The sequence below is a fragment of the Moorena sp. SIO1G6 genome (assembly GCF_010672795.1).
Lineage (GTDB): Bacteria > Cyanobacteriota > Cyanobacteriia > Cyanobacteriales > Coleofasciculaceae > Moorena > Moorena producens.
On sequence record NZ_JAAHFZ010000008.1, the window covers coordinates 36472 to 49751 of the forward strand.

The following is a 13280-nucleotide window of genomic DNA, read 5'->3' on the forward strand; positions in this document are numbered from 1 at the left end:
ATGTAACTATCACCATGTTGATGCTTATTCCCTGGTTTTCAAAACAGCGATTAAGTCCAGACGATTCAGCTTTCTGCGGATAATTAACCCAGAACATAATGCTGCTACTATTACGATAACAAATGTAAAAGCATAGGTATCTTTAGTAATAATTAAGGGAAAACGGTAAAGTTCAGAATTATAGGCAACAGACATTAAAGCAGCTAAACCGTATCCGAGTCCAAAACCAATTGGAAGGGCGAGTAGGGTAAGAATAACTTGTTCACCTAGGAGAATAAAGGCAATTTCAGCACGAGTGAATCCCATAATCCTGAGACTGGCTAATTCTCGTCCTCTTTCTGATAGGGCAATCCGTGCTGAGTTATAGACTACGCTGAAGGTAATAATGCAGGCAAAAATTACTAGTACTGCTGTGAAGACTCGCAGAAGTTTAGCACTAATTTCCTCAAAGCTTTCTAGGTTGGCTTCACGGGTGGCAATACCGGTAATGGCCGGTAGACGTTTGAGGCGATAGTAAAGCTGACTAGCAAGGTGAGGATCAACGGAGAGGTAAGCACCAGAAATAGTTTGTCCTTCTCGCATCAGTCGGTTGAGGGCATGGATATCCATATATGCTGAGACACCGAAGAGTTCATCCACCAAGCCGACTACAGGAACTTGACGCACGGGACGGCTTCCTTCCAGGACTTCCACGGTTAGGGTATCTCCAGGAGTAACACCTAGGATTTCGGCTAGTTTGGTAGTCATGACAACTCCGTCTGGGGGTAGATGCACGGTGTACCAATTCTTGTCTAGCAGACGGCGGAATTCTCCGGCTGGGTCGATTCCAGTTAAAGCACTGCGATAGGTATGATGGTCAAAGCGTAAACGTACTGGTACGATGCGGAATGGTTCGGAACGAATCACTCCTGGTAAGTGAGTGATTTCGTAACGGGTACGTGCGGGACGGGGTTGATTAAAGATAATGGTGAGATCTTCCCGTTGTACTTGGCGGAATTGAAAATCCATCAGGTATGTCAGTGCATCTCCGATGTACAACCCAGTCAGGAGAATTGCTACAGCAACAGCTATTCCCATAATGGATAGGAAGGCTTGGATGGGCTTGCGTTCCAAATTACGGAGGATAATACCACCGGCAGGGGATAAAAACTGCTGTAGACCTAGCCGTTCAATAATGATAGGTTTGAATTGAGCTGGGGGTTCGGGACGCATGGCTTGGGCTGGAGGAAGGGAAATTGCCCGACGTACCGCCATTAGTCCACCAATTGCTGCTGCGGTAAAGCTGACTAAGATGGCGGTGGCGACTAAGTCTGAGCTGACGTCATAGCGTAGTAGGGGAAAGCGAAAAAATTCAGCATAAAGTTGGGTTAGTCCATTGCCGAGCCAAAGACCAACTAGGGTGCCAAGGATACCTCCTACACTGACAATGGCAAGGACAAATTTAAGATAATGGATACCGATGGTTAGGTTACTGTAACCAAAGGCTTTGAGCACAGCAATTTGCTCCCGTTGGGTTCCGATTAGGCGAGAGAGGACAACATGCAGTAGGAAAGATGCGATCGCTAAAAAAATCGAAGGCATAAAAGTAGCAGAGACTTCCAAACTGCTGAGTTCATCTGCTAGAATTTGATGGGATAGCTGATCTTCCCTTCCATAAGCACCTAACCCACCGTAGCGTTCCAGTAATCGATCCAAACGGCTAATAATTTCCCTTTCTTGAGCCCCTGGAATTAAGGAAAGGCTGACATCGTTAAAGGCACCATCAAGGTCGAAGGCTTTACCCAAGGCTTCCCGACCTATCCAAACCACTCCAAATCGCCGATTATCTGGGAAGATTTCTCCAGCACCTCGCACTTCATAAACGTATTCTGGTGATAGGGCAATTCCTACTATTCGCAATTTTTCCCAACGTCCATTAATAATGGCACCCATGGTATCACCCAAGTTGAGTTGATTGGCTTGGGCGAAGGCTTCACTGACAAGTACTTCATCTCCTCGTCCTGGTTCAATATAGCGACCTTGACGAATAAATAAGTCGTTGAGTTTGGACTTACGACGCTCAGGAATTGAGATTAGTCTTCCTGTGGCTGGTTCTGTTAAACCAGGCACATCAAGGGTGACATCAACCACAATCCGAGTTTGGGTTTGGGCAATACCGGGAATAGCACCAATTTGGGATTTGAGGCTTTCTGGGGCGCGTTTGAGGGAAGCGAAAACTTGGGCAAAATGGTAGCGGTTGTAATATGTGTCTTGGATTAGTCGCAAAGAGCTATAGGCACTCCTGGCTAGGACGAAGCTAGCAATGCCACAGGCTACTACTAATGCGATCGCAATCACCTGACCTCGTAATTGCCATAGGTCACGTAAGAGTTTACGGTCTAGGGAATTCATGGAAGTCTAAGACCAACCGAAAATGTCAGGAACAGGCAAGATGCCCATTCTACAGGTGCGACCCGTGGCGAATTTAATTCTTAATACGGAAAGCGCACCTAAAAACTCTTAAAATCATTCCATTATTAAGCAACGCTCGATTTTTTATAACTGCTCTTCTTCTGTATAAAACAAAGCTTCACAAACTAATGTCAAGCCGAACAGACAGCAAACTAAGAAAGTTGTTAATAATATTGCTATCATAGCTCAACTCCTTGGGAAGTCTTTTACTTTGTGACTCCCTCTAGTTCTTTTATACCTCCGGTTTTCTATCGAGCTAGGTAATTTGATTCAATTCTTAATATACTCAATCGTTGACTTACCACTCTAAATCCTCAGGAGCAATCTTAGTCTGATTACCATGTACACTAATAATCTCACCACTACGCATGGTAATCACCCGATCTGCCATAGCCGCAATTCCAGCATTGTGAGTAATTACAGCAGTAGTTGTTCCCAATTCCTGATTGACTCGCTCCAATACATTCAATACTAGCTTACCGGTCTGAAAGTCTAACGCTCCGGTTGGTTCATCACATAGGAGCACTTGAGGACGTTTGGCAATAGCACGAGCGATCGCAACCCGTTGTTGTTCACCCCCAGATAATTGAGCCGGAAAATGGTTAAGACGATGCTCCAGTCCCACTAGTCCTAAAGCTTCCCGAGGACGCATCGGACGAGGAGCAATTTCGGTCACCAGAGCAACATTTTCCTGAGCCGTCAAGCTGGGAATCAAATTGTAGAATTGGAACACAAAACCCACGCACTCCCGACGGAAGCGGGTAAGAGCACGATCATCAGCACTTGATAAATCACGATTATAGAATTTGACTTGTCCGAAGGAGGGAACATCAAGTCCTCCGAGAATATTCAGCAGAGTGGACTTGCCACTTCCAGACGGACCAAGCAATACTACAAATTCTCCTCCATAGAGGTCAATAGTAACTGATTTTAGTGCCTGAACATTCACCTCCCCCATCTGATAGGTTTTAGTCACGTCACGCACTTTGAAAATAGGTTCATTGTTCATATAGCGGTTGGCGACTTTACTAAGTAAATATTTCTAAGTTTTTAGGGAACAGGGAACAGGGAACAGGGAACAGGGAACAGGGAATAGGGAACAGGGAACAGGGAACAGGGAACAGGGAAAAACTATTTAGCATTCAATATAAGTGATTTATTATTGCCAATTGAAAAATTTAATCAATATTTTTTGTTCAATTTTGATAATCAAAATATCTGCAAATTGCTATAATTCATGATTGATTATTTCAAGAGTAATGACTAGATATAAATCCTAAATAAATTGTGACAATTATTGTCTACTATTCCCGATTCCCGATTCCCGATTCCCGATTCCCGATTCCCGATTCCCGATTCCCGATTCCCGATTCCCGATTCCCGATTCCCGATTCCCGATTCCGCTGTTCCCTGTTCCCTTTACTAGAGCAATTAAATCAATTAAATTGCTGAGCATAAAACCGAGCATAACGACCACCTTTTTCTAACAGTACTTCATGGTTTCCCGATTCAACAATTCGTCCTTGTTCTACAACCAGAATCCGGTCAGCACGGCGCACTGTTGCTAATCGGTGAGCAATAATAAAAACAGTGCGGTCTTTCATAATCCGTTCTAAGGCTTCTTGTACTAAGGCTTCTGATTCTGAGTCTAAAGCGGAGGTAGCTTCATCGAGAATCAAGATTCTAGGATCGAGCAGTACCGCTCGTGCGATCGCAATCCGTTGTCGTTGCCCTCCCGATAAATTAATTCCCCTCTCCCCTACCCAAGTGTGATATCCTTGGGATAGTTTAATAATGAATTGGTGAGCATTGGCAATCTTAGCCGCTTCCTGAACAGCTTTAAAGTCAGGTTTTAATTGACCAAAGGCAATATTCTGAGCAATAGTACCTGAAAAGAGAGTGGTATCCTGGGGAACAATGCCAATCTGACGGCGTAGACTATTGAGGGTAATATCTTGAATATTAATTCCATCAATTAGGATTTCTCCAGATTGCGGATCATAGAAGCGGGGCAGGAGATTAACCAAAGTAGTTTTACCAGCACCAGAAGCGCCTACTAATGCGATCGCATCTCCTGGAGCAATTTCTAAATTCAAATTTCTCAGTACAGGGTCACCAGGTTGATAAGCAAAGCTGACATTACAGTATTCCACCCTACCCGTCGCTGGGGGTAAAACTATAGCGCTTGGCTTTTCCATTACCGTTGGCTCAAGGGCAAATAGTTCAAAGATGCGGTCTATGGATGCTTCTCCCTGTTTGAACTCATTATAGTTTTGGGTTAAGATGTTGATCGGATCAATCAACATGGCAACACCGATACCGTAGCTGACAAACTTGGAAGCCGTGAGGTTACCTTCAGCAATTTGCCATGCTCCCAACAATAATAGTAACAAGAAGCACAACGCTTCTAGAAAACCAACTATTGGAAACTGAATTGCTCTGAGGCGTTCAGCAGCATACTTGGCTTTGCGGTTGTTTTCCGCTTCTTGGCTAAATTTTTCCAGGGTATAGTCTTCTGCGGCAAAAGCTTGGATTAACCGAATCCCGCTAAACACTTCCGTCAGCATTGCGGACAAATCCGATATCCGATTTTGGCTGCGATGGGAGAATTTCCGGATCTGTTCCCCAAACCAACCAATCAACAAGCCCATCAATGGTGCAATAATTACTATGGCTAAGGTCAGTTCTGGATTAATATAGATGACAGCAGTTAGTACTACAATCAGTTGCAAGACACAAGGAATAAAATCACGAACAATTTTGTAAATCACCTCCCCAATCCGATCGAGATCTTCGGTGAGTCGGTAGGTAAGGTCACCAGTTCTAGCAGCTTCAAAGTAACCAATACTGAGGCGCTGCAAATGGTTAAAAACGTTTTGGCGTAAATGGAGGGCAATCTGTAGTGAAGCTTTTGCTGATAGGGTATATAAACAGTACTGCGCTATTTTCTGGGTCAGAAATACAACAGCAGCTAACCCAGCTAGCTGAAGACTCCTGACCAGTTTTCCCTGTCCGACCACAGCAAAAAAGGGCTCAGATAGCCAAAGGAGTAGGGGCCAGCAGACGGTGAATACTAATGTACAAACCAATGTCTGAGCCAGAGTTAAGCGTTGGGAACGAAGGTAAGGTCGCAGTTGCCAGTAACTAGAGTGGGGTTTCAAGTGTCAATTGGGAGAATGATGGCTTCTGTTTTAACCTATCACTTACGGTTAGCTGATGGTGACAAGCACCCCATTGGCCTGAGATGGTTCAAACCATGGCTCAAACAGTTGGGAATGAAAAACCTTAGTTGGTGGGCATTGGTGGCTAGGCTTCGTTGGAAGTGGTTTGGGATTTGCCCAGCAATGCCCACCCTACAGACTTCCCAAAATGCGATTGACCGTTCGCGCAGCGTCGGGCAAAGCCCGTGCATGTCACGCTTCGCGATTGGCCGTAGGCCACGCTTCGCGAACGCACTACGTTCTCTGTGACCATGACCATTATTGTGATATGCTGATCATTGGTTGGTATTCAAAGTCAGAACTACTGTGGCCTTAAAAATAATAATTTTATCTGTCTTCGAGCTTCAAGCCCCAAAAAGCATTTCACTCTCAGGTAACTCAGGATGTGATTAAACCACTGCACAAGACCATAGAAGCATTTAACACCAGATAATATGGATTTCCCAGGTTTAATAAATTTGGGCGTTATCAATCATTTTTATTGCCCCAGTTCAAGACCAGTCCCATTCAAGGCAATCCGATTACGCAAAAGTTGATTGGGCTAGTTAACATAACTTGGAATAGCTCTATTCCCTTTGGTTTCAAAATAAAGCGATGCAGAGGTGCGACCCGTGGCGAATTTCATTCTTAATGCGGAAAACGCACCATTACGGTCTTGGGGAGGCAGCGCGGTCTTGGGGAGGCAGCGCGGTCTTGGGGGTTTCCCCCATGAGCGACTGCCGTGGTTCCCCCCACTCGCGCTTTGCCGTGGTTTCCCCCACTCGCGCTTTGCATCAAGACAGGAAATCAGAGTTGTGTCTAGGTTCAGGGCACCAAAGAGGATATCAAATGCATGTGATCAGCTATCGACGTTTGCGGGAATTTAGTGAAAAACACGCTGATTGCCATGATGCTCTCGATAACTGGTATAAGATTGCCAATCAGGCTACTTGGTCTAACTTAGTTGAGGTACAATCAGTTTTTAGAAAAGCTGAAGCAGTAGGAAATTTTACAGTTTTTAATATTAAGGGGAATAAGTACCGCTTAATTGTAAGTATAGATTATGAAAAGCATTTAATTTACATCAAGTATATTCTGAATCACGCAGAATACGACTATAATAACTGGAAGAATGACCCTTACTTTTAATCAAAAGCCATAAAAAAACTGTTAATTAAATATCAACCTAAAATGATTAAAACAGAAGAAGAGAATGAAAAAGCTTTAGCTTTTGTAGAAGAGTTGATGCACCGACCTAAACGAACACCAGAAGAAGATGAAATTTATGAATTGCTGATTACATTAATTGAAAAATTTGAACAAGACTATTACTCACCAGGGATTAGATCTGAGCCTCAGTCTATGTTACTTTTTTTAATGGATCAAAAAGACATAAAACCAGCGGATTTAGTGGGAATTATTGGCTCTAAAAAAACCGTTGATGACATCGTTAATGGAAAGCGAGAAATTAGCAAATATCAAGCCAAAACCTTGGGAGTTTTTTTTCAAGTTGATTCCAGTTTGTTTATGTGAAAAGCGCTCACCAATTGCTAAAACTTCATTTCGATTCGATGTATAGAGTTTTCCATACTTATCAGGTACACAGGAGTTTTTAACTATTACCTATTCCCTGTTCCATAAAATCATAAAATTATCTAGCTCAGCCAATGGCTTTCCTTAAAAACCCATAGCTAGTAATGCTGGGCGGAAGTTAAAATTCAAAATTATTGCATACTTATTATATAAGTGTTTCGCTCTTTTTGAAAGGTATCTTTATTTCCGCCGTGCCTTACTAGGGGGTTGCTAAACTAAGGAATGATCTTAAGTAATGATATTAAGTATAGTTGGGTCAGTTACCGATTACTTATTACCCATTCCCCATTACCTATTACCTTAAGTCTCACTCAATACCCAATTCACTAAAGTACGAACTGGAAAGCCAGTCGCACCAGAATTATTACAACCATTTTCTTTATCAGTCCAAACTGTTCCAGCAATATCGATATGTACCCAAGGCGTTTCCTTAACAAATTGCTTCAAGAACAAGGCTGCCGTAATCGAACCAGCTGCACGGGGTCCAGTATTTTTGAAATCAGCAATTTGAGACTTTAATCCCTCAAAGTACTTCTCTTCCATGGGCATCTGCCATAATTTTTCACCAGCCGCTTCTGCCGCATCTTTAAACTGTTGCGCTATTGTTTCATCAGTGGTCCATAAACCAGCAATATCATTTCCCAATGCTACAACACAGGCACCAGTCAAGGTAGCTAAATCTGCGATCGCATCCACCTCTAATTTTTCCGCAAACACTAAAGCATCTGCTAGGGTTAGTCTTCCTTCGGCATCCGTATTATTGACCTCAATCGTCTTACCATTAGAAGCAGTAAGAATATCCCCTGGGTGCATGGCATGACCACTAATCATATTTTCCGTGGCCGCACTGATAAAGTGAACCTCGACATCCGGCTTCAACTGGCCAATTGCCTTAGCAGTCCCCAAGGTAGCCGCCGCCCCCCCCATATCCATTTTCATAGTCTCGATGCCACTACCAGCACCTTTAAGATTCAAGCCACCGGAGTCAAAGGTTAAGCCCTTACCCACAATCGCTAATTTGCGTTTTGGAGTACCATCAGGTTTATAGGTCATATGAATAAACTTGGGAGGCAGATCTGAGGCTTTGGCAACCCCAAGAAAAGCACCCATTCCCAGTTCTTCACAGGCTTCCCTGTCCAAGATTTCCAGGGAAAAACCATACTCTGATGCCAGCTCCTCTGCTGTCTGAGCCAAACTAATTGGTGTCACCTGATTAGCTGGTGCTGCCACCAACTCTCGTGCCAAAATTACTCCTTCACAGATTTTCTGAGCCTTATCAATCCCTGCTTCTTGCCCAGCCAATGCCAGTAAATCAATCTGTTCCAGCTTTGCGCCCTTATCCTCCGATTCCGACTTAAAGCGATTGTCTTGGTGTAGTGCCAGGATTATCCCCTCAGTGATCCCTTGTGCGGTTGCTGCCGGGTAATCATTAACCACGGGTAGGCTAATTCCAAGAGTTGTAATCTTTTGCTGTTTGGCAGTCCGAGCAATTGTGGCACTCCCACGGCGCAATGTATCTAACGTCAGGTCATCAGGTTTACCCAATCCTACCAGGATAATTTTACGGATTGGGCTACCGGATCCCACACGGGTGACAGCAGAACTATTAGCGCTACCTTTAAATTCTGTTTCCTCGATCAATTCTGTGATCGTACCAGCCAGTTTCTGATCCAACTCGGCTAAATCACCAGTCAGCTCTACAGCATCCTCAAATAACCCAATGGCTAGGCCATCGCCAGTCCAGTCTAACCGTGGTGTATCGGTTCCGCGAATTTCCATATTTTTTTCTGTCTAGGTAATTACAATGAATAGTTTTTGAACCAATACCATAACAAATATTGACTGGTAATGGGGTGAGGGGGTGTGGCGGTTAGTTAGTGTAAAGATTGTTGAAATTTTATCTGACGATTAACGAAAAAAACATTCTATCTGTGTTATATTTAGAATTGATAATCATAAACTATCAATAAACTTGTTCCGGATCGAGACGTTTATGGCTCAAAATATCGAGTCAGTTAACACACAAAAAGTAAATCCTCGACAACGCTATACGAAACTAAACATTTTTGTCGAGGTCTTACTGGCTTGACGAGGTAAGCCAAACTAGAAAGAAGTGTTCTATTGACTTAAGCGATGCTTGATTGTAGAGCCACTTGAGGAATATTTCCCCTTAATTGCTGATTTCTGGTTTCCATCCTATGCCTCTGCTCGACCCCAACCGTTCTTATAGCTTCAGTGAAATAGCCAAACTCAAAACTCCGACGGATGAAATCTTGGCAGAATATGGCTATTCACTAGAACGTACCTTATTGGATTTGCGGCAATATCAGGGTGAGTTAGATCGATTGCAGGAGCGCCAATCACGCCTCGAAGAAATCTTACCTTACCTGGATCTGAGCAACGAACAATCCCGGCGGGAGATGTTAATTGCACCTGTGATGGCAGATTTAATTCACTACACAAGGGCGCAATTGCGAATTGAGTATTCAATCAAGGTCAGCAATCAGCTTCAAGGCGCGTTGGACTATTTGCTGAGGACAACGACTAATCTGTTAGTAGTTGAGGCAAAGCAAGAGGATCTTACCAATGGTTTCACTCAGATGGCAGTCGAACTGATCGCTCTCGATCAGTGGGAGAAATGCGCATCGGTTGAGCAACAGCCACAACTATTTGGAGCCGTTTCAACTGGAACAATCTGGCAGTTTGGTATTCTGCACCGTCAAGATAAATTAATCACCCAACAATTGACTCTCTACCGGGTACCAACGGATTTAGAACCCTTAACCAGAATTCTGATCGCAGCGCTCTCTAGCAGTAATTGAGTAAGAGAGTCACTGCTCTATTGTTGAGCAACTTGAGGAATATTTCCCCTTAAACCAGTCATCAACTTCAAAGCATAAATCTTGACTGGACGAATACGGCGCAGCATCCATAGGCCGAGACGGCGTATCCCCACTATTGGTAACCAGTTGTTGGAAAACATCCGATCTAGGGTATCGGTAAACCCTAATATGACCAGATTCTCTTGCTTGCGCCAGTTTTCATAGCGCTTAAGGACCTCTATGGCTCCAATATCTTCCCCTGCTTGGTGTGCCTCAGTCAAAACTTGGGCAAGGGCAGCAGCATCGCGAATGCCGAGATTTAGTCCTTGACCACCGACAGGATGGCAACAATGGGCAGCATCACCAATTAGTGCCAATCGTGACTGAATGTAGCGATCGCTCTGCATCAATTGCACTGGAAACAAATAGCGATCGCATTCCAATTCCAAGCGACCCAACAGACCACCAGTGTAGTATTCCAGCTTAGCTAGAAACTGATCTTCGTCTAGTTCTTTTAAAGCTTTGGCTTCAGCATGGGGTGCTGTCCACACCACCTGGCAGCGATTCTCTGATAAGGGCAGCACCCCCATCGGACCACTAGGCCAGAAGCGTTCAAAAGCCGTATTATTATGGGGCTTTTCGGTTTTAATCCGGGCAGTGACGCAAGATTGCCAGTATTTCCAGCCACGAGTCGTAATCCTAGCCTTAGTCCGAATTTGCGATCGCGCTCCATCAGCCGCCACCACTAGCCTTGTCCTAATGCGATGCTGAGTATCACCCTCCTTGACAGTAATCTCCACCCCAGACTCCTGATAGTCTACATCCACTACTTCTGCTGGACACAGCCAGTCAACATTGGGGCAATCTGTCAAAAATTCTTGCAACGAGGTTAGAACCGGACGGTGTTCTCCCACATACCCTAGGGCGTTGGTACCTAAATCTGAAGGGAGAAAATTTACCACACCGGAATGGTTCGCATCGGAAAGCTTGATCTGCCGAAATGTGCTAATATGCGGCAGGATTTTATCCCAAACCCCAATACCTGCGAAAATACGCCCTGAGAGGATAGACAAAGCATAGGCTTGTATCCTGGCAGCTGCCACTGACTTCGGTTTTGCTTCTATGAGTAATACGCTCAACCCAGAATGTTTCAACGCACAGGCCAGGGTAGAACCAGTAATGCCACCCCCGACAATGGCTAGGTCGTAATCAAAACTTTGATGGGTTGCTGAGGTAGTTTGAATCAGCAGTTCCAGCGCCATAATTATAGTAGTAAGTGTCTCGGTAAATAGGAATATATACTCTTTTTCATTTTGACGCTTTTAGATCAACCCATCAACTGATCCAATTTTGTTCAACCTGGAAACACACGACTTAACTCTAGGAACAAATCTCCAAGGCCAGGAATGGTAACCGTTTCATTGGGCAACACCACCCGTTTGACCCGATAGCCGAAATTTCTTTGAGTATCTTGATAGGGCTGAGTATAGCACTCTAGTTGACCAGCCACCAGGTTAACAATCCAGTAATCCTGAACTTGGTTTTCTGAATATAAGGAGAGCTTTACGGTCTGGTCATACTCCAGGGTTGAATCTGACACCTCAATAACCAGCAATATATCCTTTGGATAAGGGTGATTTGGTAAGTAGTCATCCGCCTGACCCCATGCGATCGCAACATCCGGTTCCGGTTCACTGTCGTTGGATAGGATGATTGGTTCCTGTCCCCGTACCACCCCACGGTCGCCTACTAGTCTGTCCAACTCTCGCCATAACTTAGTGTTGCAAACCGAGTGGGAGGTACCCTTCGCCACCATTTGTATTAACTCTCCCCGAATCAACTCCACCCGGTCATCTTCTGTTAGAAAACCATTATCAATCAAGCGATGATAGTCAGCTAGGCTAAAGCGCTTAGTTTTGATCAGGGTCATGATAACTTAACTTTAAAAACACAGCTTAATTGTATGAGGAGTTATTCTTTTACAATTTATCAACCCATGCCTCTAGTGCCTTGATTTTTTCATTCCAAGTTATGGTTTAACTCACCCCAATATCAATTAATTCAATATTCCCTATTTTATCATAAAATAGGCTTTAATTTTCAGCTTCTGGTAACCAATCCTGATCTAAGGCCAATTCAAGAGAATAGGGGCAAGCCTCTGGGAAAACCGAAACAGGCATTCCGGTTTGCTGGGCTGCCTTACGGCGAGCCCGCTGATAGCTTTGTTCCAGCTGCTGGGCTGGATAGCTCCTGAGACTCGGACTATCTTCAATGCGTCAGTAATCGAATCCAGCCAGCTATCCGAGCGACGCTGATGCTGGTATTGCCACTTGAGCAAATGTAACAGCAGGCGAATCAATTGGCTATTGACACTCCCCGCCCTGGAAGGACGGGGATTCTTGCTTCAACGGGGTGACTTGTTTAACCAGGCCGGAGCCAGAAAAAATAGAGGTCTCCTCTTCACAAGCGTACTTGGTCTATGACCCAGGTTTCGGTGTGCCCCACCGTACCTAATCTAGTTAACAAGTTAGATAAACTTTTTCTTGATCTTATGATGTTTTCGTAGATATCCAAATCGTTAGATTTGATTATGCAATAGGCTTATCTCTTAGCTTATTTTTTACATCATCTACTTATTTTAAGATCATGTTTATCTAGAACATTATTTTTTTTTTATTCATCTATATTAACACGATGCGAGAAAACCGTCAAGTCTTAATTTAAAAAAAAGCCGTCCTATAAGGACGGGGCGCGATTACCCAAATTTTTTGGTAATTCCCCGCCTTTCACTCTTGCCCAAGTCTTCAACCTCCTCAATCAGATTTTCTAAGTCAATCTCTTGCCAACGACCTTCTCGCAACAGCTGTGCTGTTTGTTGTGTCCAGTAATTAAAGTCTTTTGTGTATGCTTTTTCCACAAGTATCTCTCCCTTTCTATACCCAATTGAGTTTTAAAATTACCCAAAATCTCTCTATAGTTGATTAACTGTTGGGGTGCATCTCAATGCATGCAAAAACACTCAGGATAATAGAATGCTAAGATCATGTTATTACAATTCCCCTTAATAAAAATATCCCCCATCTCCCTATCTCCCTATCTCCCTATCTCCCCACCCTCCCCACACTTCCCACACTCCCCACACTTACTTTACTCATAGATTTACGAGTTTGAGATGCACCCAACTCTTGCCTCTTGGCTCTTGCCTTTGATTAAT

12 protein-coding genes and 1 pseudogene are annotated in these 13280 nt (G+C 43.9%); 5 read left to right on the forward strand and 8 right to left on the reverse strand.

All coding sequences use genetic code 11. The features are described from left to right. Positions 1-24: 24 nt before the first annotated feature. Positions 25-2391: an ABC transporter permease gene (locus F6K63_RS09455; protein WP_008189576.1), complete on the reverse strand. Its 2367-nt coding sequence runs from the start codon at positions 2389-2391 to the stop codon at positions 25-27. Between the two features lie 358 nt (positions 2392-2749). Continuing rightward, a complete protein-coding gene (locus F6K63_RS09460) occupies positions 2750-3460 on the reverse strand; it encodes an ABC transporter ATP-binding protein (protein WP_502708293.1) in 711 nt (236 codons plus the stop codon). A gap of 278 nt (positions 3461-3738) precedes the next feature. On the opposite strand from F6K63_RS09460, the gene F6K63_RS09465 reads away from it, so the two are divergent. Beyond that, on the forward strand, positions 3739-3903 hold the full coding sequence (locus F6K63_RS09465; protein ID WP_287293467.1) for a hypothetical protein: 165 nt from the start codon (positions 3739-3741) through the stop codon (positions 3901-3903). Here the strand turns inward: F6K63_RS09465 and F6K63_RS09470 are convergent. Further along, positions 3888-5612 (reverse strand): ABC transporter ATP-binding protein, encoded by a 1725-nt coding sequence (locus F6K63_RS09470; RefSeq protein WP_287311853.1) that lies wholly within the window; start codon positions 5610-5612, stop codon positions 3888-3890. The two genes, F6K63_RS09465 and F6K63_RS09470, sit on opposite strands and share 16 nt — an antisense overlap. A 15-nt stretch (positions 5613-5627) precedes the next feature. On the opposite strand from F6K63_RS09470, the gene F6K63_RS09475 reads away from it, so the two are divergent. From F6K63_RS09475 to F6K63_RS09485, 3 genes are all read left to right on the forward strand, one after another. Further along, on the forward strand, positions 5628-5921 hold the full coding sequence (locus tag F6K63_RS09475; RefSeq protein ID WP_229414750.1) for a hypothetical protein: 294 nt from the start codon (positions 5628-5630) through the stop codon (positions 5919-5921). A 579-nt stretch (positions 5922-6500) separates the two neighbouring features. Continuing rightward, complete coding sequence (locus tag F6K63_RS37730) at positions 6501-6800, forward strand: type II toxin-antitoxin system HigB family toxin (RefSeq protein WP_008189566.1); 300 nt, start codon at positions 6501-6503, stop codon at positions 6798-6800. 42 nt (positions 6801-6842) lie between these two features. After that, positions 6843-7184 (forward strand): helix-turn-helix domain-containing protein, encoded by a 342-nt coding sequence (locus tag F6K63_RS09485; protein ID WP_271968504.1) that lies wholly within the window; start codon positions 6843-6845, stop codon positions 7182-7184. Positions 7185-7544: 360 nt separating this feature from the next. On the opposite strand, the gene F6K63_RS09490 is transcribed toward F6K63_RS09485, so the two are convergent. Further along, a complete protein-coding gene (locus F6K63_RS09490; protein WP_287311856.1) occupies positions 7545-9023 on the reverse strand; it encodes a leucyl aminopeptidase in 1479 nt (492 codons plus the stop codon). A 419-nt stretch (positions 9024-9442) separates the two neighbouring features. Between F6K63_RS09490 and F6K63_RS09495 the strand changes: the two genes are divergently transcribed. Then, a complete protein-coding gene (locus F6K63_RS09495; RefSeq protein ID WP_008189561.1) occupies positions 9443-10066 on the forward strand; it encodes a hypothetical protein in 624 nt (207 codons plus the stop codon). Between the two features lie 17 nt (positions 10067-10083). On the opposite strand, the gene F6K63_RS09500 is transcribed toward F6K63_RS09495, so the two are convergent. From F6K63_RS09500 to F6K63_RS09510, 4 genes and pseudogenes are all read right to left on the reverse strand, one after another. Beyond that, positions 10084-11328: an FAD-dependent hydroxylase gene (locus F6K63_RS09500; RefSeq protein WP_071106479.1), complete on the reverse strand. Its 1245-nt coding sequence runs from the start codon at positions 11326-11328 to the stop codon at positions 10084-10086. A 92-nt stretch (positions 11329-11420) separates the two neighbouring features. Beyond that, positions 11421-11996, reverse strand: coding sequence for a Uma2 family endonuclease (locus tag F6K63_RS09505; RefSeq protein WP_071106478.1), 576 nt, complete (start codon positions 11994-11996; stop codon positions 11421-11423). A gap of 163 nt (positions 11997-12159) precedes the next feature. Beyond that, a pseudogene (locus tag F6K63_RS37150) lies at positions 12160-12434 on the reverse strand (DUF29 domain-containing protein); the annotation flags it as partial. Positions 12435-12821: 387 nt separating this feature from the next. Further along, positions 12822-12983, reverse strand: coding sequence for a DUF29 family protein (locus tag F6K63_RS09510; RefSeq protein WP_008189554.1), 162 nt, complete (start codon positions 12981-12983; stop codon positions 12822-12824). Positions 12984-13280: the final 297 nt, after the last annotated feature.

Bases quoted from the DNA above. Each gene is read 5' to 3' on its own strand.
- F6K63_RS09455 (WP_008189576.1), bottom strand. From the start codon at position 2,391: ATGAATTCCCTAGACCGTAAACTCTTACGTGACCTATGGCAATTACGA.
- F6K63_RS09460 (WP_502708293.1), bottom strand. From the start codon at position 3,460: ATGAACAATGAACCTATTTTCAAAGTGCGTGACGTGACTAAAACCTAT.
- F6K63_RS09475 (WP_229414750.1), top strand. From the start codon at position 5,628: ATGATGGCTTCTGTTTTAACCTATCACTTACGGTTAGCTGATGGTGAC.
- F6K63_RS37730 (WP_008189566.1), top strand. From the start codon at position 6,501: ATGCATGTGATCAGCTATCGACGTTTGCGGGAATTTAGTGAAAAACAC.
- F6K63_RS09485 (WP_271968504.1), top strand. From the start codon at position 6,843: ATGATTAAAACAGAAGAAGAGAATGAAAAAGCTTTAGCTTTTGTAGAA.
- F6K63_RS09490 (WP_287311856.1), bottom strand. From the start codon at position 9,023: ATGGAAATTCGCGGAACCGATACACCACGGTTAGACTGGACTGGCGAT.
- F6K63_RS09495 (WP_008189561.1), top strand. From the start codon at position 9,443: ATGCCTCTGCTCGACCCCAACCGTTCTTATAGCTTCAGTGAAATAGCC.
- F6K63_RS09500 (WP_071106479.1), bottom strand. From the start codon at position 11,328: ATGGCGCTGGAACTGCTGATTCAAACTACCTCAGCAACCCATCAAAGT.
- F6K63_RS09505 (WP_071106478.1), bottom strand. From the start codon at position 11,996: ATGACCCTGATCAAAACTAAGCGCTTTAGCCTAGCTGACTATCATCGC.